The sequence below is a fragment of the Acinetobacter corruptisaponis genome, from assembly GCF_030053775.1.
Classification (GTDB): Bacteria; Pseudomonadota; Gammaproteobacteria; order Pseudomonadales; family Moraxellaceae; genus Acinetobacter; species Acinetobacter corruptisaponis.
Genome location: NZ_CP125669.1, coordinates 3,552,529 through 3,578,737 on the forward strand (window position 1 = coordinate 3,552,529; position 26,209 = coordinate 3,578,737).

General features: G+C 41.8%; 24 protein-coding genes. 18 read left to right on the plus strand and 6 right to left on the minus strand.

The annotated features are described in order from the left end of the window. Positions 1 to 1,077, plus strand: coding sequence for an endolytic transglycosylase MltG (gene mltG, locus QLH32_RS16850; RefSeq protein WP_283267188.1), 1,077 nt, complete (start codon positions 1 to 3; stop codon positions 1,075 to 1,077). Beyond that, positions 1,077 to 1,676 carry a dTMP kinase gene (gene tmk / locus QLH32_RS16855; protein ID WP_283267189.1) on the plus strand — a complete coding sequence of 200 codons (600 nt, stop codon included), beginning with the start codon at positions 1,077 to 1,079 and terminating at the stop codon, positions 1,674 to 1,676. The genes mltG and tmk overlap by 1 nt, the downstream gene beginning before the upstream one ends. Here tmk and QLH32_RS16860 read toward each other — a convergent pair. The 4 genes from QLH32_RS16860 to QLH32_RS16875 all read right to left on the minus strand — a co-directional run bounded on the left by QLH32_RS16860 (position 1,669) and on the right by QLH32_RS16875 (position 6,678). Beyond that, positions 1,669 to 2,931 (minus strand): sensor histidine kinase, encoded by a 1,263-nt coding sequence (locus QLH32_RS16860; protein WP_283267190.1) that lies wholly within the window; start codon positions 2,929 to 2,931, stop codon positions 1,669 to 1,671. The genes tmk and QLH32_RS16860 overlap by 8 nt on opposite strands. Then, a complete protein-coding gene (locus tag QLH32_RS16865; protein ID WP_283267191.1) occupies positions 2,928 to 3,587 on the minus strand; it encodes a response regulator transcription factor in 660 nt (219 codons plus the stop codon). The genes QLH32_RS16860 and QLH32_RS16865 overlap by 4 nt, the downstream gene beginning before the upstream one ends. A 55-nt stretch (positions 3,588 to 3,642) precedes the next feature. Continuing rightward, positions 3,643 to 4,326, minus strand: a complete 684-nt coding sequence (locus QLH32_RS16870) for a Fe2+-dependent dioxygenase (protein ID WP_283267192.1) — start codon at positions 4,324 to 4,326, stop codon at positions 3,643 to 3,645. Positions 4,327 to 4,425: 99 nt separating this feature from the next. Then, on the minus strand, positions 4,426 to 6,678 hold the full coding sequence (locus QLH32_RS16875) for a TonB-dependent receptor (RefSeq protein WP_283267194.1): 2,253 nt from the start codon (positions 6,676 to 6,678) through the stop codon (positions 4,426 to 4,428). Between the two features lie 474 nt (positions 6,679 to 7,152). On the opposite strand from QLH32_RS16875, the gene QLH32_RS16880 reads away from it, so the two are divergent. Continuing rightward, positions 7,153 to 7,584: a transcriptional repressor gene (locus QLH32_RS16880; protein ID WP_279959891.1), complete on the plus strand. Its 432-nt coding sequence runs from the start codon at positions 7,153 to 7,155 to the stop codon at positions 7,582 to 7,584. An 86-nt stretch (positions 7,585 to 7,670) separates the two neighbouring features. On the opposite strand, the gene nadB is transcribed toward QLH32_RS16880, so the two are convergent. Next, entirely contained in the window at positions 7,671 to 9,311 is a 1,641-nt protein-coding gene (gene nadB / locus QLH32_RS16885) for an L-aspartate oxidase (protein ID WP_267980004.1), read from the minus strand. Positions 9,312 to 9,830: 519 nt separating this feature from the next. On the opposite strand from nadB, the gene QLH32_RS16890 reads away from it, so the two are divergent. The 5 genes from QLH32_RS16890 to QLH32_RS16910 all read left to right on the plus strand — a co-directional run bounded on the left by QLH32_RS16890 (position 9,831) and on the right by QLH32_RS16910 (position 16,246). Further along, positions 9,831 to 10,373: a fimbrial protein gene (locus tag QLH32_RS16890; RefSeq protein ID WP_267978962.1), complete on the plus strand. Its 543-nt coding sequence runs from the start codon at positions 9,831 to 9,833 to the stop codon at positions 10,371 to 10,373. Positions 10,374 to 10,498: 125 nt separating this feature from the next. After that, positions 10,499 to 11,239, plus strand: a complete 741-nt coding sequence (locus QLH32_RS16895) for a fimbrial biogenesis chaperone (RefSeq protein ID WP_283267196.1) — start codon at positions 10,499 to 10,501, stop codon at positions 11,237 to 11,239. Positions 11,240 to 11,262: 23 nt separating this feature from the next. Beyond that, positions 11,263 to 13,887, plus strand: a complete 2,625-nt coding sequence (locus tag QLH32_RS16900; RefSeq protein WP_283267197.1) for a fimbria/pilus outer membrane usher protein — start codon at positions 11,263 to 11,265, stop codon at positions 13,885 to 13,887. A gap of 2 nt (positions 13,888 to 13,889) precedes the next feature. Then, positions 13,890 to 15,479: a fimbrial protein gene (locus QLH32_RS16905; RefSeq protein WP_283267198.1), complete on the plus strand. Its 1,590-nt coding sequence runs from the start codon at positions 13,890 to 13,892 to the stop codon at positions 15,477 to 15,479. Then, positions 15,476 to 16,246, plus strand: coding sequence for a fimbrial biogenesis chaperone (locus tag QLH32_RS16910; RefSeq protein WP_283267199.1), 771 nt, complete (start codon positions 15,476 to 15,478; stop codon positions 16,244 to 16,246). The genes QLH32_RS16905 and QLH32_RS16910 overlap by 4 nt, the downstream gene beginning before the upstream one ends. Before the next feature lie 7 nt (positions 16,247 to 16,253). Here the strand turns inward: QLH32_RS16910 and QLH32_RS16915 are convergent, their stop codons facing one another. After that, positions 16,254 to 17,267 (minus strand): helix-turn-helix transcriptional regulator, encoded by a 1,014-nt coding sequence (locus tag QLH32_RS16915; protein WP_283267201.1) that lies wholly within the window; start codon positions 17,265 to 17,267, stop codon positions 16,254 to 16,256. A gap of 305 nt (positions 17,268 to 17,572) precedes the next feature. On the opposite strand from QLH32_RS16915, the gene QLH32_RS16920 reads away from it, so the two are divergent. From QLH32_RS16920 to pdxJ, 10 genes are all read left to right on the plus strand, one after another. Next, positions 17,573 to 18,949 carry a Do family serine endopeptidase gene (locus tag QLH32_RS16920; protein ID WP_283267202.1) on the plus strand — a complete coding sequence of 459 codons (1,377 nt, stop codon included), beginning with the start codon at positions 17,573 to 17,575 and terminating at the stop codon, positions 18,947 to 18,949. A gap of 111 nt (positions 18,950 to 19,060) precedes the next feature. Further along, positions 19,061 to 19,519, plus strand: coding sequence for an acyl-CoA thioesterase (locus QLH32_RS16925; protein ID WP_283267203.1), 459 nt, complete (start codon positions 19,061 to 19,063; stop codon positions 19,517 to 19,519). 157 nt (positions 19,520 to 19,676) lie between these two features. Continuing rightward, positions 19,677 to 21,494: a translation elongation factor 4 gene (lepA, locus tag QLH32_RS16930; RefSeq protein ID WP_283267204.1), complete on the plus strand. Its 1,818-nt coding sequence runs from the start codon at positions 19,677 to 19,679 to the stop codon at positions 21,492 to 21,494. Between the two features lie 21 nt (positions 21,495 to 21,515). Further along, entirely contained in the window at positions 21,516 to 22,379 is an 864-nt protein-coding gene (gene lepB / locus QLH32_RS16935; RefSeq protein WP_283267205.1) for a signal peptidase I, read from the plus strand. Positions 22,380 to 22,407: 28 nt separating this feature from the next. Next, entirely contained in the window at positions 22,408 to 22,785 is a 378-nt protein-coding gene (locus tag QLH32_RS16940; protein WP_283267206.1) for a DUF4845 domain-containing protein, read from the plus strand. Further along, complete coding sequence (gene rnc / locus QLH32_RS16945; RefSeq protein ID WP_283267207.1) at positions 22,754 to 23,449, plus strand: ribonuclease III; 696 nt, start codon at positions 22,754 to 22,756, stop codon at positions 23,447 to 23,449. Before QLH32_RS16940 ends, rnc begins: the two co-directional genes overlap by 32 nt. Positions 23,450 to 23,453: 4 nt before the next feature. Continuing rightward, a complete protein-coding gene (era, locus tag QLH32_RS16950; RefSeq protein ID WP_283267208.1) occupies positions 23,454 to 24,479 on the plus strand; it encodes a GTPase Era in 1,026 nt (341 codons plus the stop codon). A gap of 26 nt (positions 24,480 to 24,505) precedes the next feature. After that, entirely contained in the window at positions 24,506 to 24,706 is a 201-nt protein-coding gene (locus tag QLH32_RS16955; protein WP_267978975.1) for an NF038104 family lipoprotein, read from the plus strand. A gap of 9 nt (positions 24,707 to 24,715) precedes the next feature. After that, positions 24,716 to 25,423 (plus strand): DNA repair protein RecO, encoded by a 708-nt coding sequence (recO, locus tag QLH32_RS16960; RefSeq protein ID WP_279959906.1) that lies wholly within the window; start codon positions 24,716 to 24,718, stop codon positions 25,421 to 25,423. A 53-nt stretch (positions 25,424 to 25,476) separates the two neighbouring features. Beyond that, entirely contained in the window at positions 25,477 to 26,205 is a 729-nt protein-coding gene (pdxJ, locus tag QLH32_RS16965) for a pyridoxine 5'-phosphate synthase (RefSeq protein ID WP_283267209.1), read from the plus strand. The last annotated feature ends 4 nt before the right edge of the window (positions 26,206 to 26,209 follow it).

Below are 26,209 nucleotides of genomic sequence, written 5' to 3' on the forward strand. Positions count from 1 at the left end.
ATGCCAAAGCCGCCAAATTCAAGCAAAAGCAAGAAAAAACCGAAAGTCAAGCCGAAATCCAGATTTCCAGTGAAAGCATTTTTGGGTGCAATCATTGTTTTACTTGTCATCCTGTTGAGCATTGTGGGGACAAGCCTGTTTAAAAACTATCCTGTTGAGGGCAAGAAACAGCTTTTAGTCATTTCTTCGGGCGATACCTATTCCAGATTTATTGACCGTCTCGCAAAAGAAAATAAGGTGAATTTTCCGATAATATTAAAGCTGTACCAGAAGTTCATGATTCATGACAGTATGAAAGCGGGTGTGTATGAAGTCACTCATGGCATGAGTGTTCGTCAGGTGCTGGATATGTTGTCGAATGCTGAAAATGCACAGATGAACCGTATTCTGGTGATTGAGGGAACAACGTTTAAGCAACTGGTTCAGAATCTTAAAAAAGACCCTAATGTCAGCAAAACCATTCTGGATTTGCCACGGGATCAATTGCTCAAGGAACTGGATATTCCATATTCACATCCTGAAGGCTTGTTTGCGCCTGATACCTATTTCTTTGCCAAAGGTGAAACGGACAAGAAAATCCTGACCGATTTATACCGCCGTCAAATGAAATCACTGGATGAGGCATGGGCAAATAAAGCGGCGAATCTTCCTTACAAAGATAAGTATGAAGCATTGATTATGGCTTCGATTATTGAAAAGGAAACCAGTCTGGACAGTGAGTTGCAACAGGTTTCAGGTGTGTTTGTGCGTCGCCTGCAAATCGGAATGCGTCTGCAAACCGACCCAACCGTGATTTATGGCATGGGGGCTGATTATAAGGGCAATATCACACGTAATGACTTACGTACCCCAACAGCTTATAACACCTATACTATTAACGGGTTGCCGCCAACACCGATTGCCTTGCCAAGTAAAAAGGCGATTGAAGCCGCCATGCATCCAGATGACTCAAAAAATATTTATTTTGTTGCCACAGGTAATGGTGGGCATAAATTTACAGCATCGTTGGAAGAGCATAACCGTGCGGTGCAGGAATATTTAACTGTGTTACGTTCAAAGAAAAAGCAGGGTGAATGATGTTTATTAGTTTTGAAGGGACGGAAGGTGTAGGGAAAACCACACTGATTCGCAAAATTCATCAGTACTTTGAACAGCAGGGTAAACAGGTGGTACTCACCCGTGAACCAGGGGGAACACCATTGGCGGAACAGATTCGCTCGTTGCTGTTGGCGGTGAATCATGAAGAACAAATGAGCCATGATACTGAGTTGCTACTAATCTATGCGGCACGGGCGCAACATTTACAGCAGGTGATTATTCCAGCTTTGGAGGCTGGCAAGATTGTGTTAAGTGACCGTTTTACCGATGCCAGTTTTGCCTATCAATGTGCTGGGCGTGGCTTAAGTCAGGAAAAGTTGCAGCTACTTAACCAGACTTTCGTTTCGCATATGCCGAAGATTACTTTCTGGCTGGATGCACCGATTGAACTGGGTATGACCCGTGCCAGAGAGCGTGGGGCACTGGATCGTTTTGAACAGGAAAAGCTGAGCTTCTTTACCAAGGTGCGGGCAGGATATGAATCCTTGTGGCAGGCTGAACCTGAACGGATTAAGCGACTCGATGCCACACAGAACCCTGAACAGGTGTTTAAGGATGCGATGGATTATTTTAACTAAACTTTAAAATCGCAATGGTTCCTTTCTCTGGTTTGGATTTAAAGGTGAGTGACCAGCCAAAATGGTCACAGATTTTTAAAATCAATGGAATGCCAATTCCCGCACTTTGATTGTTGCCCATTCTGGCACGTGAGGTATAAAAGGTACTCAGTGCCTCAGCCGACATGCCATGTCCCGAATCTTCAATCATGATCTGCGCGTCATGTTGATATATTTTAATTGTGCCATCGTCACAGTTTTCTATGGCGTTCCTCAGTAGGTTGCTTACCACCACCCGAATCAATTGTGGGGGCACGTTAATTCTAAATGGCTGGTTGACCAGATTTAATATCTCCACATTTTTTCCTTTACACAGGGAAATATGATGTTCAATCATCACTGGAATTTCATGGTACAAATCCACTTCTTCAGCATAAAGGTTTAAACGTTGCTGATCACGTGCTAGAAATAACAGACAGGCAATCAGCTCCTCCATATCTTGTGTGATCCGTGCGATTCGGTCCAGATGTGGCAGCACAGTGGCAGGAGTGGACTGGTGATGTTGCAACACCTCAATTGCACCCAAGATTACGGAAACAGGGGTGCGAAGTTCATGACTCACTGTGGAAAAAAATACCTTTTCCTTTTCTAGATAATGCTGTGACCTTTCAACATAATTCTGAATGGCATCAGATAAAACATAGGACTCATAATATTTTATTTTTGAACGGTCAATTTGAATCTGGTCCTGAATCGGAGTTAGTCTGGACAGATCATTGGCCAAACTCAGTAATGGGTTAATCAATTTACCAAGCTGGTTATAGGCAATATAGGTAATCAGTATGATTGAGAAAACCATCAATACAAAGGCGAAGAATACGACATAGAATTCCTGCTTCTCAATCTCGGTAATGTCCAGCGCAAGAATCTGTTTTTTATCATTCTTTTCAGTCACACGAATCACATAAACTCGATCCTGATATTCCACCTCATCATGGATGCCAACCTCAAAATCGCTAAATTCCGCAGGAATACGGTCATTCTGGTTTTCGTCATACCATTTGAGGTTGTTGTTTGATGAATCCTGATTGTTCTCTGCACGAATCTTGTTCAGGTTAAAGTTTTCAAAATCAATGCCCAGAATATTTTGCCAAACCAGTTTTTCAATATGCTCATTAACAAGAAAACCATGCAGACCCACTGCAAAGCTAAGCAAGAGGGTATAACCCACTAAACCAATGACAATATTTTTTCTAAGGTTGGGTAATCTGATCATGCGATTTGATAACCCACTTTGGGAATGGTCCTTAACAGCTTGGTTTTATATTCCGCATCTATTCTTTTTCTTAATTCATAAATATGGGTGCGCAATAGGTCTTTTTCAGGTCGGTCATCGCCCCATAAAACATATTCAAGCTTATCCCTGGAGACAACTTTGGGGCTTTCCTGCATCAGGATAGCCAATAGCTTTTTATCACTTGCATGCAGATGAATGGCGGTATTGTTTCGTGAGACTTCATCGGTATATAGGTTATAGCTAAGGTCTGCCACCTGTAGGATTTTTTTCTGTCGGCTATAAAGTTTGTGTAGTGCCAGAATACGGGCTTCCAGTTCTTCAATTGAAAAAGGCTTGGTCAGATAATCATCTGCACCCAGGTTAAAACAGGAAAGTTTGTCTTCCAGTTCTGTTTTTGCCGTCAGCATGATAATCGGTGTTTCAATTGTGTCCTGACGCAGTTTTTCTAGCAACTCTATACCCTGCATTTTCGGCAGCATCCAGTCAATCACCAGCACATCATACTGGTGAATATGACACAGTTGGTAGGCTGTTTCTGCATCATAAGCCGCATCTAAAACATAGTCCTTGGGTTCCAGATAAGCAAAAATATTGCTGAGCAGGTCAATATGGTCTTCGACAATCAGGATTCTCATGTTGTGTTTATCATCCTTATATGCAGATTGGGTTATGCATTGCTATGAAAATTATTTAAAGCTCTGCCCATTTTCGCATCAGGTTGTGATAAAGGCTGGTGAGTTTAATGACTTCTTCATGATGGTCTCCCAACTGCATTCTCAGGTTTTGTATGGTCTGGTCCAGATTAAACAGGATATGGCGTTCGGCATCATCCCGAATCATGCTTTGCACCCAGAAAAATGAGGCGATTCGGCAGCCCTGTGTAACAGCTGTCACCTCATGCAGACTGGTGGATGGATAAAGAATCATATCCCCAGCGGGCAGCCTGATTTCATGGTAGCCATAGGTGTCTTCCACAACCAGTTCACCGCCCTCATATTCATCTGGTTCGCTGAGAAAAACAGTGCAGGACAGGTCAGTTCTCAGTCGGTCCTTGGTTCCGCGAATGCGTCTGATCGAGTTATCGACATGAAAACCAAAATGCTCATTATGCTCGTAACGGTTAAACAGGGGCGGGATGATATCCAGAGGAATGGCGGCAGATAAAAACAGTGGATGCTGGCCTAAAGACTCTAAAATAATATTGCCCAAATGATGGGTCAGTGGATGGTCTTCGGGAAGCTGCTGGTTTTGTTTTACGCTTGCAGATAAGGTGCCAGCGGTGACCTTGCCATTGACCCATTCAATTTTATTCATTTCATCTCGGAAGTACCGCACTTGTTCCTTGCTTAATACTTGAGGAATATGATGAATCACAACCACCACCTTATTTATGTGTAATGTCAATAAACAGAAAAGAGATAGCCTTAGTTTTAAAGCTATCTCAAAAGACTTTTATATAAGATTAATCAGCAATTAGTATTTAAAGCTAAGTGATAATACACCGCTACGACCTTCGGCTTCTGCTGCATAGTGCGAACCGTAGGCTTTGGTGAAATAACGCTCATTGCTTAAGTTATTTACATTTAACTGTAAATCAACATTCTTGTTGACATTATAACGAGCCATTGCGTCATAGCGGACATAGTCAGGTACCCATTTTTCAGCCGTTGCTGATTTTGCACCGTAGACTTTATCCATATAGGTTGCACCACCGCCAACAGTGATTTGTGGCAGGACTTGGTAAGTTGTCCAAAGAGTTGCACTGTTTTTAGGAACGTTTGCTAGAGGCAGACCTTCGTTTGCTTTGGCATTGTAGGCTGCTGTAACCAGTTCGCTATCTAGGAAGCTATAACCAAATGAAATCGCCCATGCGTCTGTGATATTACCACTCAAGCCAAGCTCAAAACCATCCATTTTACTTGAACCAGCATTCATTGTGGTATTTGCATCAACAGCAACACGAGTATTGGTTTTTTCAGTACGGAAAATTGCTGCGGTTGCATTCAACTTATTATTTAATAAGTTCCATTTCGTTCCGACTTCAATGGTGCGTGCTTTTTCAGGATCAAGATCTTTAATGGCTACAGATGGACTTGATTCAGCAGATTCACCAGAATCTACACCAACAGGTGTTGCCGAAGTTGCATAGCTTGCATAAACCGCACTATTTTCAGTTGGCTTAAAGGTTACACCAGCATTATAACTCCAGAAATCTGAATCGCTTTCAATTTTCACACCAGTTGCTAAAGTCTTAACTGCTGTTTCAAATTTATCCCAACGCACACCTACATCAAGCAACAACTGAGGCATAATTTCGATATTATCAAAGAAATAGATACCTGTAGTTTCGGTTGTGGTATTTGACGTTGGTGCATTCTTAGTGATTGTACCTAAGAATGGGTCATTTGCATTTGGATTAAAGGTCGATGTACACCAACCATTTGCATTAGCCAAACCAAGTGAACAAGCACCTGTTCCAAGCGTACCATCAACTTTAGAAGAAGCTGGGTCTTTTATGGTATAACTTGCGGTATCTTTATCTAACTTAGAATATTCTGCGCCTGCATTAAAGCTATGTTTTAAGATGCTGGTATCAAATTTACCACGCAAAGATAATTGGTCACCATAAGTTGTGGTATCGGTACTACGAGAGTTTGCACGTCTCCAAACACCTGTATCTTGCAATGCACCTGTTGTTAGATTAATAAAGTTACCTTTAGAATCATCAGGTTGTGTCCATAGATAATCATTGGTAGATTTACTATAAGTTACAATATTACTTACAGTAAGATTATCAAGTAAATCATGCTCTAGCTTTAATGTACCGATTTGATTTTCCTGTTTTTGGAAATCACGGTCTTTCCAGCCATAGTAAATACCTTGTTTTACATTGATTGGCGAACCATCACCATTAAATTTTGCATTGGCAGTTGTTACACCAAATGGGTTGCTATATGGCACACCTGAATCAGGTTCATCATTAGTTCTTAAATAATAATAGCTTGCCGTCGCACGGGTCGGTGTGCCTAGACCAATACTGATACTTGGTGCAATACCTGCACGTTTGTATTCTGCACCGTTATCCTGACCCGCCTTATTATTTTCATGCCCCATTGCCACAACACGTGCTGCAATACCATTGCCAAAGTCTTTGTTCCCATCAAGCACAATACGACGATAATCATCTGTACCTTGTGATACAGAACCTTCAATGCTGTCACCTTTTTTGGCAACTTTAGATACCATGTTGATATTACCACTGGCATTACCACCACCGCCCAAACTAGAAGAAGAGCCTTTGGTGACCTCGACTTGTTCTACCGCAAACATTTCACGGTTTTGTGAGCCCATACTACGGATGCCATCGACATACATTGAGCCTTCAGAATTATAACCACGAATAAACGGACGATCGCCGTTTGGGTTTCCACCTTCACCAGCCCCTAAGGTAATGCCTGGTACAGTACGAAGTGCATCCGCCAAAGTGACCACTTGAGTATCCTGAATCAGTTGTTGTGAAATCACTGAGACTGATTTAGGGGTATCCAGTAAAGGTGCAACATATTTTGTATTTGCTGAAGAATCTACTTTTAAACCTTGGGTTTGTTCTGCTTTTACATCAATGGTTGGTAATTGTGTCGCATTATTATCAGCATTTGCTACCGCTGACAGAGTAGAAAGAATTGCCGTACTGACAATTTTCTTACGGGATTTAATAAAAGACATGGTCAACCTTAATAAATGGTTACAAATGTGGAGAAATAATAGTAATTCTTATTTACATTCACAATATGAATCTAACAGTATTAATAAAGCATAAACATAATCTCCATGATGATGGAGATTATGTATTTTATTTGTTTATTTTTAAACAGCAATTATATTAATAAGAATTATTATTGTTTAATAATAATCTATTTTATAAAAAAATAAAAATAATTTTTTATGTTTTGAAATTTTCATATTATATTGATTTGTCTAAATAAAACTTGAGATAAATTTTATTTTGTGGATATTTCATTGGAAAAATCTGACATTTTTTTGACATTGAGTATGCCATAATTTTAAAGTTTTAGGCTAAAGTAAGCTCGGGATGTTAAGTTTTACTTTAGATAAAATCCTAGAAAAAGCGGAAGCTTATTTGATCATAAGCGTTTATTTTGAGTGTGGATTTCTGGTATTAAATGTGAATAAAGAAAGATGAATCATACTGTTAACATGGATGAACTCGTAAAGAAGTTACGTGCTGCCAAGGTTCGCGCCACGCTGCCCCGATTATTAATTTTAAGGATATTGAGTGAATCCAATCAGGCGATGACTGCCTATGAAATTGAAAAAGCTGTGGCGGAATTAAATAGTACGCTATTTTTAACCAGTATTTATACTGTGTTAAGGTCATTGGAACAGGCGAATATTATCCAGCGTTATCATAAACCAGGTGAGCGCCAGGCTGTTTTCTCTATAGGTACGCAATCGGGTTCTGTTATTTGTGAATGTATTAAGTGCAAAAAACGAATAGAAGTGGACCAACGTGAATTAGACCAAAATTTGCAGCAATTTTATCAGCAGCAACAGTTGAATGTTAAATCTTATAATTTGATTATCCAGGTTGAATGTAAGGAATGTACCTGATTCTGGATATAAATAAGCATTGAAAAGAATAGGGCCTGTTTATATTCATAAGCTGAAAAACAGACCCTAGTTTTTATTTATTAATTTTAGGATTGATTGACCAATGGCTGTTCCACTGCAAAATTTGGTGGTGTCAGAACAGTTTTACGAATTTCACTGGAAAGTTCAGGATAATCCAGCGTGTAATGCAGACCACGGGATTCCTTGCGTTGCATGGCACAGCGAACAATCATCTCAGAAACAAGCACCAGATTACGCAGTTCAATCAGGTTCTTGCTGACACGGTAATCCTGATAATACTCCGTGATTTCACGTTTTAACATTTCAATACGGTGCAGGGCACGTTGTAAACGTTTGGTCGTCCGTACAATTCCAACATAGTTCCACATGGTTGAACGTAACTCATCCCAGTTTTGCAGAATCACCACATCTTCATCCGCATCGGTGACCTGTGATTCATCCCATGCAGGAACCTCAGGGAATTTAAAGCCCGCATCAAATTTCTGTTCAATATCTTCCGCTGCGCTCATGCCATACACAAAGCACTCAAGCAAGGAGTTGCTCGCCATACGGTTTGCACCATGTAGACCTGTATATGAGGTTTCACCAATGGCATACAAACCCGTCAAATCGGTCTGGCTGCTGGAATCCACCACCACGCCGCCACAGGTATAGTGGGCAGCAGGTACAACAGGAATCATGTCCTTGGTAATATCAATGCCAAGCTCTAGCAGGCGTGCATAGAGTGTAGGGAAGTGTTCGGTAATAAACTCTGGTGATTTATGGGTAATGTCCAGCCATACATGACGGATACCTAAACGCTTGATTTCATAGTCAATGGCACGGGCCACAATATCGCGGGGTGCAAGTTCGGCACGTTCATCAAAACGTAGCATAAAACGCTCACCATCAGGTAAACGCAGATAGGCTCCTTCACCACGCATTGCTTCAGTAATCAGGAACGAACGTGCTTTGGGATGGTATAAACAGGTTGGGTGGAACTGGTTAAATTCCATATTGGCAACACGGCAACCCGCACGATAGGCCATTGCAATACCATCACCTGTCGCGATGTCAGGGTTCGAGGTATATAGATAGGCTTTCATTGCCCCACCACATGCCAGAGCGGTGAACGGTGCCAGAAACGTATGAACCTGTTCAGCACTTTCATCCAGGGCATATAAGCCAATGGCACGGTTAGGCTGGTTCTGGTGGCCAAGTTTATGCAAGGTGATTAGGTCAATTGCAATGTAATTTTCAAAAATGGTGATATTGTCGCGTTCTTTGGCGCGTTCAACCAATGTGGTTGAAATTGCTTTGCCTGTTGCATCCGCTGAATGGATGATACGGCGTTGTGAGTGACCCCCTTCACGGGTAAGGTGTAATTGCTCATCATCATCCAGTGTGAACTGCACACCTTGTTTTAGCAGGAAGTCAACAGAGGGTTTGCCACCCTCAACAGTATGTTTGACGGCATCCATTTCACATAAATGTGCGCCTGCAATCATAGTGTCACTAATGTGTTGTTGAATGGAATCAGTCTCGTCCAGTACCGCAGCAACACCGCCCTGAGCATAAAAGGTACTGGCTTCTGTGAGCGCTGCCTTTGCCAAAATTGCAATGTTGTAATGACTTGGTAAAGAGAGTGCGAGGCTTAGGCCTGCACCACCACTGCCTACAATAATCACATCAAAATGGTGAATTGTTTCTAAATCAGGCATGACGATCTGCTTCATTTTCAAACGTTCGCTAATGACAACGCTTTTTAATGAAAAAGGCAAGTGCCAATCTGCCTAGAATTGCTCAATTTTTTTGCGAATAAAATACTTTTAATGAAAGTTATTGGAATATAAAACCGACAAAAAGGGTCAGAATTAAAAATAAATTGGTAAAAAATGATGAGTTTTCTTTTTGAAAGTTTAAAGGTTTTTACCTTTTATTTCGACAATGGAGGACTGAGAACAGGAGAAACCAGAATATGAGATGGTTTTTTGATCAAATGGAGATTTTTAAAATATAAACCTTTCATTATAAATGGAAAATTTAAATAAAAATAAAACATAAAATACTGAAAATGAATTGTCAAAAAATAATCTATATCTATCAATGAGCTTTTCATGCTGTTCTGTTAATTTTTAAAAAGAATGCTAACAACTTCACATAATTGGTGGAGTGTGAGATGTATTCTTATGTGATCTCCAAGGACAAAATAATTTATTTTTTGCGTTTGAAAAGGAAGACTTTTTATGAAAATTAAACATTTAGCGTTGGCATTTGTTGCGATGGGTGCAGCAAATATGGCAATGGCAGATACAGGAACAATTAACTTTACTGGACAGGTTATTCAGGATTCTTGTGCAACCGCCTTAACGGGTGGGGCAAGCGCAACGGCAGTGACTTTGGCGACGGTAAACAGAACTGCTTTGGCTACAGCTGGAGATACGGCGAATGAAACTGCATTTTCACTGGATGTAACGGGTTGTGAAGGTGCTGATGCCCGTGGTGTACATTTTACCCTCACGCCAGCGAGCTTTGATACAACGAATAATAGCTTGATTGCCAATACAGGTACGGCCACCAATGTTGGGATTGAAATTGCAAGAGGAACAATAGGTTCATCTACACCATATGCATTTGCTGGTGCGGCAGCAAGTTCAGGTAATGTGGCTATTACAGGCGCTACAGCAGGTACTGGTTCGTTACCACTCACTGCCAAATATAAGGCAACAGGTAATGCAACAGCAGGTACTGTATTGGCAGCACTCGGCTGGACCTTGGTTTATGATTGATTTTTACACAAGCGCGTAACTTGCTGAACATCACTTGCCATACCCCTTGAACCGTTTCGATATGGCAAGTGATCCTATTACTTTATTGATGGTGTTAATCAGGATAAGACTCAAGGAATAGAGGAATGATCATGATTCGATATATGGTGCTTGCTTTTCTGCTGTTTTGCCAGATGTTCGGGATAACAATGGCGTATGCGGGAGTCACGATGGCAGGGACGCGTGTCGTTTTTCCTGCGGAAAGCAAAGACCAGTCACTTCAGTTTAGTAATAAAGACAATCTGCCCTTTTTAGTGCAGATCTGGGTTGATCAAGGGAATGATCAATCCACCCCTGAAACGGCAGATGCACCATTTATGGTGAATCCACAAGTGTTTCGGATTAATCCACAAGCAGGGCAAACCGCACGGTTATTCTATACAGGTGATGGTCAATTATCCAAAGACCGTGAATCGATTTATTACCTGAATTTCAAGCAAATTCCAGCCATGAGCAAGGATGCGGTTGACCAGAATAAGCTGGTCTTAATTGTCAAAAACCGTTTTAAAATTTTTTATCGCCCTAAAACGATTGTGGGCAAGGTTGAGGATGTACCTAAACAATTACGTTATCGCCTACAGCAGGATGCAAAAGGCATCTGGTTACAGATCAATAATCCAACAGGCTATTACGCAAATTTAACCCAGGCCTTTATCAAGGTGGGTGAACAAACCACCGAAATGCCAATTGGTATGGTTGCGCCAAAGTCCAGTGAAAAATGGCTGGTGCAGAAAAACATGACCCATACAGCCTCGGCAACCGTTACGGTGACTCTGGTGACAGATTACGGTGCATACACCAAGTATGACCTTATTGCACAACCATAATAATTTAAAAAAGGAAGTATTACATGGAACGGTATACGCCCCTTTTTCGTCTTTCATATCTGGCGGCTTTGGTCAGTGGTATTTTATTGCAGACAGTACAGGCACAGGTGATGGCATCTGTTTCTGAAGACACAACTGATAGGGAAGTGAAAACGGATCACAGTACGAAGCAACAGGAAGAGTATGCTTTTGATCCCAACCTGTTTAAGGGGAGTGGTTTAACACCCAGTATGATTGAACGTTTTAATCATGCTGATCAGGTTGAGGCAGGAATGTATAAAGTTGATATCTATATCAACGGATGTTTTTTTGAACGCGGCAATATCAGGTTTGAAAAAGATGAACAGAACAAACAAGGTGCTGTTGCTTGCCTAAATGCTGATTTAATTGAGCGAGCAGGTATTTTAGGGGATATGGATTATCGGCAGCAGCATAAGGAAAATGCCCAGGTTCAGTTAGCACAATGTTTAACACTGGCACAAGTCGCAACTGGAAGTGTCAGCTCTTTTGATTTTTCAAACTTGCGCCTGGATTTAACCGTACCACAAAGTTTAATGAAAAATTTACCCCGTGGTTATGTCAATCCCTCGGAACTGGACGTAGGTACCAGCATTGGTTTTATTAACTATATGGGGAACTATTACTACACAGAGAGCCGTTTAGGTAATCATCTCAATAATGAATCCGCATTTCTGAGTTTAAATGGTGGGATCAATATTGGAAAATGGCAGTATCGCCAGCAGTCCAATCTATCGATGAATGATGACCATGAAACCACATGGCAGAATATCCGTAGTTATGTCCAGCGCCCGATTGAGCAGCTACAGTCACAACTCACCCTGGGGCAGTTATATACCTCAGGCAGATTTTTTTCAGGGTTGGCATTTAAAGGATTAAATTTGGCAACAGATGAGCGTATGCGTCCAGAATCATTGCGTGGTTATGCGCCTGTGATTCGGGGAACAGCACAAAGTAATGCTAAAGTTTCAGTTCAGCAAAATGGTCGGGATATTTATCAGATCACTGTTGCGCCAGGACCGTTTGAAATTACTGATCTTTATCCGACCAACTACAATGGCAACTTGACGGTTGTGGTGACTGAGGCGGATGGTTCAACCCATTCCACTGAAATTCCCTATGCTGCCGTTCCAACATCATTACGTGAGGGGATTTCCAACTACAGTTTTTCGGCTGGAAAAACTGACCAGAACATGGGTTTGAATAGTTATTTTGCCGACCTAAATTATGAATATGGTGTGAATAACCTGATTACCCTCAATAGTGGATTGCGAATTGCGGATGATTATCAGGCAATGGCTTTGGGCAATGTATTGGGTGGACGTTATGGTGCAATTGGTTCAAATATTACCTATTCCAGAGCGAAACTCCCCACAGACAATAATGACTATGTTGATGGCTGGATGGCTGACTTAACCTATAGCAAGACTTTGACACCCACTCAGACCACCTTTTCATTGGCAAGTTACCGTTACTCAACCAGTGGCTATCGGGACTTAAATGATGTTTTGGGAATCAGGCAGGCTTGGCAGGATGGTGTGGTTTATACATCCTCTACCTATTTGCAGCGTTCGCGTTTTCAGGTCAGCATGAGCCAACCATTGGGGCGCTTTGGTTCCTTTTATGTGACAGGCTCAACCCAGGACTATCGGGATGGACGTGATCGGGATACCTCTTTACAGTTGGGCTATAACAAGAACTTTGGCATTTTGAGTATGAACCTGACCTATACCCGTCAGAAAATCCATACCCTTAATAATGGCGTACTTAAGGAAGAACGTTTTGACAACTTTGGTGGCTTATCTATCAATATGCCTTTAGGCCGTTCCCGCAATGTCATGACACCAAATCTCAATGCCAATTATAACCGTAGCAATGATATGGATAATTATCAGGTGGGTGTCAGTGGGGCGTTGGATCAGGACTATAGTTTAAGCTACAACGTGGGCATGAATGGCATGGGGAATGATCAGCAAACCTACAATGCGGGCTTATACAAACGTTTCTCTAATATTCAGCTTGGACTAAATACAGCCTATAGTGATCAATACTGGCAAGGCTCAGTCAATGCCAGCGGTGCGATGGCAGTTCACTCGGGCGGCATCACACTCGGGCAATATGTGGGAGACACCTTTGCCCTGATTGAGGCAAAGGATGCCACAGGTGCAAAAATTGTCAGTGCGCCAACCAGCAAAATTGACCGTTTTGGCTATGCGCTTTTACCAAGTGTCAGTCCATATCGTTACAACACGATTGCACTTGACCCGCAGGGCATGTCTGGTGATGTAGAGTTGGAAGGGGGTGAACAACGGATCGCCCCTTATGCAGGTGCAGCGGTTAAGGTTAAATTTAAAACCCGTCGTGGTTATAGTGTACTCATTCAAAGTAGACTTGCAGATGGAAAAATCATTCCAATGGGAGCCGATGTCCTGAAAGATACAGGCGAGGTGATTGGAATGGTGGGTCAAAACGGACAGGTGTATGTACGTGTAGAACAGCAGCAGGGTCAACTGACTTTACGTTGGGGGAATGATGCTGGACAAAGCTGTAAGCTTCCATACCAGCTTGACTCCCAGCAACTGGGCCAGGCACTGATTAAGTTACAGGCAACGTGTACAGTTGGAGAATAACAATGAAAAAAATAGACATTTTAAAACTGATCACGTTGGCAATATGCTGCTGTAGTGGGAAACAGGTATGGGCAGCTTGCCAACAGGTAGATTGGCAAACTGGCGTTTATTACACAGGTTTTTCAAACTCAAGGCCCATTACCCAAACAGAAGATGGCCATGCCGCCAAGATTCGGGTGGGTAATATTCATCTTATGGATATTGCCATCCAGCCTATAGGCAGTGTTCTGGCTCAGGCCTCTGTACCACCTACAGAATATAAAATCCGTAATGCCAATGAAAATAGCCTGCTCTGGGCATGTACTCCTGGAACGGATATGGCAAAAATTCGTTTTTTGACTTCAGTGAATGGGGATGATCGGGTCGGTGGTTTTTTTCCTGTCAATCCCAGTGATGCTGGTGGGCAGACTAACGTATTTTATACATGGTTTGCTGGTGTAGGGATTCGCCAGGTGATGAATGGGGTGACTTTAGCACCGCAATGGACTGAGCTGCCTATACAGTATGAAACGGGAACGGGTGGAACGAGCGCTGGAAAAGACGTTTGTCAAAATGGTTGGCATTGTATCCGTTTAAAACATCTACCCATTTTACAGTTTGAATTGGTTCGGGTGGCTGGTTTGCCGCCTTATAGCACCAGCACAGGTGGAACACATAACAAGTGGTGTACAGACCAGACGCCAACTTCTGGTGTAACGGGGGATTTAAGGGATTTAGGCCAGTCAGGTAATTATAACTGTGCGCAACCCTCATCCTACATTACCTTGGGCCATACAGGCTCGGCACATACGGGAGGCTCTGACAGTGGTGACGATCTGGTGAGTTTTCCACATGATACTGTGGGTGTGACCCATGGTTATGATGGTTCAACATATCGTTTCTGGGGCGCGGATAATGGTTTTGGCTATACCTTATATAATGCGGCCTACCTGATTAATGACAGTGTCGCCTGCAAATTAAAGACAGTAACACCAACCATTGACTTTAATGCCACCACTACCGCTGCTTTAAATAGTGGAAATATTGTCAGTCGAAGTTTTGCTGTGGATGTCGACTGTCATGATGGCGTGCTTTCAGGCAGTAAATCAGGAACAGCTTCAGGAAAAATTGCGATAGGTATACAACCCTCACAACAGGCTTATAATGCAGCGAAGAATTATTCGGCTGTCTCGTTGGTAAATGGTAATAATGGAGTGGTGGCATTACTGGACAATAGTTATGGTGCCACAGGTGTTGCTCAAAATGTGGGTATCTATATTAAATATCAGGGTGCAGGCAGTTACCTGACATTGCTTGGGCAACCAGGCGCAACTGGAACATTGCTTCAAACTACACGAGATGTCTATAACTCGACTTGTGGGCCGTCAAATAATCAAGTGTGTTACCCAGCTGTCACCTATCCACAGGGGAATACAGCAGGTTGGTATCCAGTCTTGAATCCTGGTTACTTTAGCAATATTGGTACGCCTTTGACTGGATATACAACTTACCGCACAAATTATATGGCTGACCTTAAACGTATTACAGGCGCGCCTCCAGTCACTGCTGGAACGATCAACTCAACAGCATATGTGGTTGTTAAAATCCAATGAAATGGTTGAATCTTATTATTCCGCCACTACTTGTGCTATTTCAAAGTGGTATGTGCCATGCAGGATTTGCAACCTCATCAAGTCGTATCATCTACATTGAGGGAGAACGGGAACGTTCCCTCATTCTGTCGAATATCAATGATTATCCAATTATTGCCCAAACCTGGGTGGATGATGGGCAGGGTAATCCTGATCAGGCAAATGCTCCGTTTGTTGTGCTTCCAGCAGTATTTAAAATGCAGACCAAAGCCATTCAAGCCTTACGTATTGTACAAAATGGCAGCACCATGCCACAGGACCGAGAAACTGTTTTCTGGTTAAATCTATATGAAATTCCAGGCAAAACCAAAGAGCAGATAAAGCCTCTAGAACCCAACCAGGCTCGTCTGGACTTGGCAATGAATACTCAGCTCAAGGTATTTTATCGACCTAAAAGCCTCCCTAAGATGGAATTAAGGCAAATTGCTGAACAACTGCGTTTTTCCTTGCAGCAGCAACAAGGGCAATGGCTTTTAACCTGCCAGAATCCAACACCCTACAATGTCTCATTTGCAGGTCTTACAGTTGTACAGGCAGAGCAGGGTGTTCAGGTTCCGCAGGATATGGATATGATGACGAAAGCATTAAGCCAACGGGCTTATTTATTACCCAGTGATTTTAATATTATTCAACCTGATAGAATAATATTTTCCTTAATAGCTGACGATGGCAAAACTTACCAAGGTGAATTTGATTATAAACTAGGTGAAATAAAACTGGAGTTTTAGCTACATTTTATAAAGGAAAATATCTATTATTGTCGTTTCTCCATTTTAAAGGTGTTTCTCCTGACCAAGTTTTAAATGCCCGCTGAAAAACACTTTGTTCTGAATAACCGAGTAAATCAGAAATTTCATTAATACTTAGTTTAATATTGCTTAGATATTTCTTGGCCAGATCATATCTAACATCATTAAGAATATCATTAAATGTATAACCATATTCGTGAAGTGATTCTCTTAAGTTCTTAATACTTAAACCCATCTGTTCAGCAATAATATCAATGTTTATTTTCTTGTTTTTTAAACTGCTAATAATACAGATTCTTATTTTTTGTTCGAACTGGTTGTAGGATGAAAGTTTATTTAATAGAGAATCTGCCTGTTTTTGTAATAATTTATGTAAAAATGGATCAGTTTTAGGGAGTGAAATATTTTTAACCTCAGTAACGGAAAAACATACGGAGGTGACGGCTGCGTTAAAATAAACAGGGCACTTAAAAAAATCATTATATTTTGATATGTTATCTGGTTTTTCGTAAATAAAGTGTACACTTTTGAGCGGAAGTTCTTGTGGGGTGATGGCATGCCGAACAATATTGATGAGCAGGGAGATTGCATTTTCATCAACTAACAATCCTGGTCTTGCAATATAATCACCCCAGCTAAACTCGATCTCATTGTCTTCTATTTGAAAGTGCATAAAGTTAAAATCATAAGCTAAACGTCCATAATGAATAAACTCTGGTACAGCTTCAAATAATGTTGGTTTGGTAAAGGATAGATAAGAAACAATCCCTGCATAAGGAGGTTGAATAAAGTTGGCAATCTCTAAACCCAGGGCAGGAATATTGGTTTGTAACTTAATTTTCTCTAGAATATAACACCAAACATTAAATGGAATCCGTTCATCCATTTCATATAAAAAACATTCATTTGGTACTTGAAGATTATGGGCTTTACAGAAGTCAATTATCATTAGTGCTAAGGAGGCACATACAGAGCCCTGATTTAATTTGTTTTCAAACATTTATTGCCTCCTTGCAATCTTATAATTGTTATTTTATACGAAAAACATGAATTAATTAACACTAATAAAACATATCTCTACTGAACTTGAAATATTTTTTTAATTATTTTTTAAGATATCTTTTATAAAAAGTAATGTAGTGTAAATGTGAGCAGACTTGTCTCCATAATTTATCCATATTTTGTCATTCTATTTCGTTGTATGCCTTGAAAATATAAACATATTTTTACGAAAAGAATGCTGGGGTTATGATAAAAACATAATCTTGAATTTTATTTGATCATCAGTGTGTAGGTTCTTGCTTCATGAAAAGTCGCTATTTACAACAAGGAATGTATGCTGCGGTATTTACGGTGGCAGCTGCTCAAGTCAATGCTGCATCGCCAGTAGATTTTTCTAGTCTCGTTGAGCAGGTTAGCCCTGCTGTGGTGAGTGTCAATGTTGTGAAGAAAATGACTCAGGAAGAGTTGTTGCAGCAACAGGTTCCCGAAATTCTACGTCGTTTTTTTGGTAATCAGGTGATTGTTCCCCAACAGCAGGGACCACAGGAAAAAACAGCTTATGGTAGCGCATTCTTTATCAGTAAGGATGGCTATCTATTAACCAACCGTCATGTGATTGACGATGCGTCACGTATTACCATTACCTTAAATGACCGCCGCGAGCTTGATGCAACCCTGGTTGGAAGTGATGAGCGCACTGATATTGCCTTGTTAAAAGTGAATGGCGCGAGTTTCCCTGAATTGAGAATTGGTGATTCAAATCAGCTAAAAGTGGGTGAACCTGTGTTGGCAATAGGTTCTCCTTTTGGCTTTGATTATTCAGCATCGGCAGGTATTGTTAGTGCCAAATCACGTAATATGAGTGGTGAAACATCAGTTCCATTTATTCAGACTGATGCAGCCTTAAACCCAGGTAACTCTGGTGGACCATTGTTTAACCAGCGTGGTGAGGTAGTGGGTGTAAACTCGCGTATCTTTAGTGGTACGGGTGGTTATATGGGCTTGTCATTCTCTATCCCAATTGATGTAGCGATGGATGTTGTGCAGCAGTTGAAAACCAATGGCAAGGTAACGCGTTCTTATTTGGGGGTGATGTTGCAGGATATTGACCGCAACTTGGCCGATGCCTATAAACTGCCAAAACCAGAAGGTTCATTAATTAATCAGGTTTCACCAAAATCTCCTGCCGAAAAAGCAGGCCTAAAACCAGGTGATGTCATTTTAAAACTAGATGGCAACAGCATTAGCCGTACCAGCGACCTGATTTATCGCTTAAACCGTATTGCGCCAAATCAAACTATCCAGCTAGAAGTTCTGAGAGATGACAAGCTCCGTACCATTGCTGCGACTTTAAGTGTGGCGCCAGATGATACACCTGCGGCTGAGGATAAAGACAATCCAACCAATGGCTTGGGTATGAATATCCGAGACCTAACGGAAGCTGAACAAAGCCGTTTAAATGTTAATGGTGGTACTCTGGTCCGAGAAGTGAAGCGCGGTGGTTTAGCCTCATTGTCGAATCTGGTTGCGGGGGATGTGATTGTACAAGTCAACAGCACACCTGTTGCGAATAGTCAGGCATTTGCCAAGGCAATTGCAGCATTGCCCAAAAATAGTGTGGCCCGTATTGTGATTCTCCGTCAGGGGCAACGTGCAATTGTTGGTTTACGTCTTCAGTAATTCATCTTGATTTTTAAAACCACTCCTCATTGGAGTGGTTTTTATTTTGTAATGACGATGTGTTTAGACTAGTGTATGCAACGAAACTTTGACTAATGAAATATCAGGACAATGAGTACCATTTTTGATTTAAAAATACAGGTTCAGCCCGCACATATTGATGTACTTGGGCATGTCAACAATGTGATTTATATCCAGTGGATGCAAGATGTTGCTGAGGCGCATATCGAAACATTGGGTTTAGGGCTGGCACAATATCTGCAACTCAAGCATGCGATGGTCGCGGTTGAACACCATGTGCAATATCGTAGGGCTGCACTTGAGGGGGAGGAAGTCATCTTAAGGACGTGGCTTGATGATATTAATGCATTATATTCTTTTCGCCAGTATGCATTTTACCGTCCCAAGGACCAAAGTATCCTGTTTGTTGGCAACACTAAATGGGCCTGTATTGAAATTGCCACAGGCCGTCCCAAACGCATGTCACCAAGTTTTACCCATGCCTACCAGCCCATTTCAGCCGATATAGATCCGATGGATTTTTCAATTTCCTATGCTGTTATAGAGTGAATCCAGGTGTTGCGTGAATCATGAAGCCTTTAAATGAAACTCATTATTTTGGATACTTTGAAAAGCTGTTCTGTTATAATCGGCAACAATTTTGTTAAACCGCTTTGGCCTATTGCTTTTTAAAAGTATCAGGCGTTCTATTTTCTCAAGGTAACCCATGGCGCAAGCTAAAAAATCCGTAGATATCAAAAATATACGAAATTTCTCGATTATTGCTCACATTGACCACGGTAAGTCAACACTGGCTGACCGTTTCATTCAAATGTGTGGCGGCTTACAGGATCGTGAGATGCAGGCTCAGGTGCTGGACTCCATGGAGCTTGAGCGTGAACGTGGGATTACCATTAAGGCTGCATCGGTCACATTGTACTATACGCATCCGAATGGTCAGGAATATCAACTCAACTTTATTGACACCCCAGGACACGTTGACTTTTCTTATGAAGTGTCTCGTTCCTTGGCTGCATGTGAAGGTGCGTTGCTGGTCGTGGATGCGGCACAGGGGGTTGAGGCTCAATCTGTTGCAAACTGTTATACCGCAATTGAGCAAGGCTTGGAAGTATTGCCTATACTGAACAAGATTGACTTGCCTCAGGCTGAACCTGAACGTGTCATCCATGAGATTGAGGAAATTATCGGGATTGAGGCAACAGATGCACCAACCTGTTCTGCAAAAACAGGTTTAGGGGTTGAGGGCGTTTTAGAGCGTCTGGTTGATGTGATTCCAGCACCAGAAGGTGACCGTGATGCGCCGTTGCAGGCGTTGATCATTGACTCATGGTTTGACAACTATTTGGGTGTTGTCTCGCTTGTCCGCATTAAACAGGGTCGTATCCGTAAGGGCGACAAGATGCTGGTCAAATCAACTGGCCAAACGCATCCAGTAACATCGGTAGGTGTGTTTAATCCAAAACATACTGAGACTGACTTGCTTGAGGCAGGTGAGGTTGGTTTTGTCATTGCGGGTATCAAGGATATTTTTGGTGCACCAGTGGGCGATACCATCACGCTCGCCTCTACGCCAGATGTTGCAATACTTCCAGGCTTTAAGAAAGTGAAGCCACAGGTGTATGCTGGGCTTTTCCCAATTGATGCCAGTGATTTCGAGCCATTCCGTGAGGCTCTGCAAAAACTCCAGATTAATGATTCAGCTTTATTCTTTGAACCAGAAAGCTCTGATGCTTTAGGTTTTGGTTTCCGTTGTGGCTTCCTGGGGATGCTGCATATGGAAATTGTGCAGGAACGTTTGGAACGTGAATATGATCTTGACCTGATTAGTTCTGCGCCAACAGTGATTTATGAGGCGCTCACCAAAAAAGGTGAAATTATCTATATCGACAGTCCATCGAAAATGCCAGATGGTTCGACAGTTGAAGATTTACGTGAGCCGATTGCAGAATGTCATATCCTTGTTCCACAGGAATATCTGGGTAATGTCATGACCTTGTGTATTGAGCGTCGTGGTGTGCAGAAAGACATGAAATTCCTGGGCAATCAGGTGTCCATCACCTTTGAGATTCCAATGGCTGAAGTGGTGATGGATTTCTTTGACAAATTGAAATCATGTTCTCGTGGTTTTGCCTCACTGGATTATAACTTTGTCCGTTTTGAGAGTTCATCTCTGGTTAAGGTTGACGTGTTAATTAATAGCGAAAAGGTGGATGCCCTAGCGATGATTTGTCACCGTCAGGATGCCCGCCATCGTGGTATTGCACTGGTTGAGAAGATGAAAGACCTGATTCCCCGCCAAATGTATGATGTCGCGATTCAGGCAGCCATTGGTGCGCAAATCATTGCACGTTCTACCGTTAAAGCCATGCGTAAGAACGTCTTGGCAAAATGTTATGGCGGTGACGTGTCTCGTAAGAAGAAACTGCTTGCGAAACAGAAAGAAGGTAAGAAACGCATGAAACAGGTGGGAAGTGTCGAAATTCCACAGGAAGCGTTCTTGGCTGTATTAAAAGTTGATCGATAGAAAAAGTCTTAGGAATCGCTTATGGATTTTGATTTTAATTTGATTCTCGTTCCAGTCACACTGATTTTCTTTGTAGTGTGGTTGCTTGACAAGTTGGTACTGAAACAACGTGCAAACAAGGGGCGTGATCAGGAAAACTTTATGATCACATGGGCATATGATTTCTGGCCAGTATTGGCAGTTGTGTTGGTGCTACGTTCTTTTCTTTATGAGCCGTTTAATATCCCATCTGACTCTATGGTACCTACCCTGGAAACAGGTGACTTTATTTTGGTGAATAAGTTTGATTATGGTGTGCGTTTACCAATTGTGAATAGTAAGGTTATCAATGTTGGTGAACCAAAGCGTGGTGAAGTCATCGTGTTCCGTTATCCACCACAACCAACGATTAGCTATATCAAGCGTGTAGTGGGTTTGCCTGGTGACCACATTCAGTTTAAAGATGGGCAGCTAATCATTAATGGTCAGCAAATTGCAAAAGTTGCCACTGAAGTTAAACGTGAAAAGGATCAACTTGAAACTCCAACCGTATATTACTTTAAAGAAACTTTGGGTGAGCATCAGCATCTGATCCGTTATCTGGATGGGCGTAATCCTTTGGCTGAACAGTTCCAGTTCGCACAGTTAAAGGGTGCTGAAGCTTTGGTGCCATTTGTGGCAAAAGCCAATGATGTCTTTATTAAAAGTAATGGACAGGATTGGGAAGTGACTGTACCACAAGGCCAGTATTTTGCAATGGGAGATAATCGTGACCAAAGCGCAGATAGCCGTTTTTGGGGGTTTGTACCAGAAGCAAACCTAACAGGCCGTGCTTTTTATGTATGGATGCATAAAGAACCTGGTTTCAATCTTCCAAGTTTCGGCCGAAATGGTAAAATTGATTAATAAATAAAAACATATAAGGAATACAAAGATGCGTAAATCTCAACAAGGCGCTTCGTATATTGCAATTTTATTTGGGGTGGTTTTATTTGCGATTGCTGTAAAAGCGACCATCGCAATCTGGCCAGCATATTGGGATGATCGAATTATTGACTCTCAAATTGAGGGGTTGTTAAAAGATAGCCCTGAGAATATTGTGCCATCCAAGTTTATTCAACAGATGGATCAACGTCTGGATATGAATAATGTGCGGGATATTCATTTTAAAGATATTGCACAAGTCACCTATAAAGATGATCTAATCGTAAAGAAAAAGTATGAAGTGCGTAAGCCTTTTATGCTGAATATTAGTTTAGTAATGAATTTTGAGAAGACTTTTGACCAAAAATCTGCCAAACAAGCTCAATGATGCACGTCTGCAAGGGCGAATTGGTCACCAGTTTAAACAGCTTGATTTGTTAAAACTGGCATTGACCCATCGTTCTGTGAGCCATAAGCACAATTATGAACGCCTAGAATTTCTAGGCGATTCATTATTAGGGATGATTGTTGCCAATTATCTTTACCATACCTACCCACTTGAAAATGAAGGCCGTTTAACACGTATGCGTGCGACCCTGGTTCGTCAGGAGGCTTTAGGGAAAATTGCCAATGACTTGCAACTCAGTCGGTCACTTATTTTAAGCACGGGTGAGTTAAAATCGGGTGGACATCACCGAGAGTCCATTCTTGCTGATACCGTAGAGGCAATTATTGGTGCCATTTATTTGGACAGCAATGATCTCAACCTGTTGGAACGCATTGTGCTAAAATGGTATGAACCCTATCTGGATTATATCGAACCGACTGATCAACTCAAAGATCCAAAATCACGTTTGCAAGAGTATTTACAAGCACGTAAAAAACCTCTCCCAGTTTACGAGGTTGTAGATATTCAGGGCGATGCGCCGAATCAGCATTTCAAGGTGGAATGTCTGGTGGATGGATTGCCAAAAATTCAGGGCGAGGGCTCAAGTCGCCGTTTTGCTGAACAAACGGCAGCGGCCGAGATTTTAAAATTATTGGAGCAATAACCTGATGTCTCATTCAAATGAAAACCTTTCAGAAGCGGCTGTACAGCAAGATGGTAATAACCTGATTGATCAATTTTTTAGTGTTCAGGGAACCACGATTCCATCAGATTTTAAAAGCGGTTTTGTTGCGATTGTGGGCCGTCCTAACGTAGGTAAATCGACCCTGATGAACCATTTGTTAGGTCAAAAGCTATCGATTACTTCACGTAAGCCACAAACCACACGCCACAAGATTGTGGGCATTGACTCGCGTGAGAAATCACAGGCGGTATTTGTGGATACCCCAGGAATGCATAAAAAAGAAGTCCGTGCCATCAATAAAATGATGAATCGTGCTGCACATTCAGCATTGCGTGATGTGAACTTGGTTTTATTCGTGGTGGATGCGCAGAAGTGGACCCAAAACGATGAACTGGTTTTGGAAAAGCTTAAAAATGCTGATATGCCTGTGATTCTGGTGATTAATAAACTGGATACTTTTGAAAACAAGAATGAGGCATTGCCCCTCATTCAACAGCGCTCAAAACTGATGAATTTCGCTGAGATTGTACCTGTGTCAGCATTGCGTGGTGCGAATCTTGAGCATCTGCGTGACACGATTGAAAAGTATCTACCTTATCAGCCGCCATTGTATTCATTGGATCAAATTACCGACCGTTCTGAACGTTTCCTTGCGAGTGAAATCATTCGTGAGAAAATTATGCGTCAGCTGGGTGAAGAACTTCCGTATGATTTAACTGTACAGATTGAATCTTTTAAAACCGAAGAAGCGACTGTGAATGAAAAAACAGGCCGCTTAAAACCACCTTGCACCTATATTGATGCAACGATCTTTGTGGAACGTCAGGGGCAAAAAGCCATTGTGATTGGTGATAAAGGTGCCAAGCTGAAAAGCATCGGGATGGATGCACGTGCAGACATGGAAAAAATGTTTGAGCAAAAAATCATGCTGACGCTTTGGGTGAAAGTCAAAGGTGGCTGGTCTGATGATGAACGTGCCTTAAAAAGCCTGGGTTATAGCGATATTTAACTGGTTTGAAGACAATGGAAACAGGTATGAAAACAACAATTCGTGTATTCGCAATCGTGACATGTATTTTCATGCTGCAAGGGTGTATCCATAAGCTTGTGACTGTACCTGTTAAGGTTGCCTATAAGACCACCAAAGGTGTTGTTAAGGGAACGGCTGCGGTTGTAGGCGCTGTGATCCCTGATGGGGATGATGAAGATAAAAAGGATGAAAAAGCAAAGGACTAGTATCGTTCCATGATGCGTAATGAAGTCCTGCACGGCTATTTGATTCACCATCGTAAATATCGTGAAAAAAGCCATATTGTGCATTTGTTTACACAGGAATATGGTCGGGTGGATGGAATCTTAAGACAGATTCCACCACCGCAATATCAGCCGATAGGTCTACAGGCGACTGGCAAATCCGAGCTTAAAAATTTCACTAAACTTGAAATCTTGAATCAACCTGTGTTTTTTCATGGTGATGCATTTTTTGCTGGTTTCTATTTAAATGAAATCGTGTTGCGTTTATGCCCACTTGAAGAGGCAATGCCACAGACATTTGAACAATACCAACTGACCCTGTTGCAATTACAGCAATTGGCATCGCATAAACAAGCCTCTTTATTTCTGCGGCAGATTTTACGCCAGTTTGAACATGTATTATTGCAGGAGTTGGGCTATGCGATTGATTTTTCGGTAGATGCAAACCAGCAGGAAATTTTGCCATTTCAACAGTATCAATTTCAGCTCAATGATGGTTTTTTGCCTGTTGCCCAAGCCTCACGTTCTACACTTGCAGGCGCTTTGATTGTCACCATGAAAAGTTATGAAGATGGGCAGGATTTTTCTCACGAACAACTACAATTATTGGGTAAACTATACCGTCAAATGATTAGCGCTTTGTTGGGGGATCGACCCCTGAAAAGCCGTCAACTGTGGATTCAAAATACACAAACTTGATTTTCCTGATGTATTTAAAATAACGATTCAGGGCAAAACGATAGGATATTTTTATGGCTGTAATCTTGGGTGTAAACATTGATCATGTTGCAACATTAAGACAGGCACGTGGTACAACTTACCCTGATCCTGTTCAGGCCGCTTTGGTTTGTGAGCAAGCGGGTGCAGAGGGGATTACTCTGCATTTGCGCGAAGATCGCCGCCATATACAGGATGATGATGTTCGTCGTATGCGTCCGTTGTTAAAAACACGCATGAATCTTGAATTGGCAGTGACGGATGAAATGGTTGCGTTTGCCAAGGAAATCCAGCCTCAGCATGTCTGTTTTGTTCCTGAACGTCGTCAGGAAGTGACTACAGAGGGTGGTCTGGATGTTGTAGGTAACTTTGAAAAAGTGAAAGCTGCAACAGAAGCCCTGACAGCCATTGGTAGTGATGTATCTTTATTTATTGATGCTGATCTTGCACAGATTGATGCGGCGGTTGCCTGTGGCGCGCCAACCATCGAGATTCATACGGGTGCCTACGCAGATGCGGAAACCGATGAGCAACAGCAAGCAGAGCTGGCACGTATTATCAAGGGTACAGAATATGCTGCTGCCAAAGGTTTGGTGGTGAATGCAGGACATGGTTTAAACTTAAATAATGTTGCTGCTATTGCTGCAATTCCACAAATGAATGAGCTTAATATTGGTCATTCAATTATTGCCGATAGTGTATTCGTTGGTCTGGCTCAGGCAGTGAAAGATATGAAAGCAGCGATTCAGGCGGCTGCGAGATAAATTG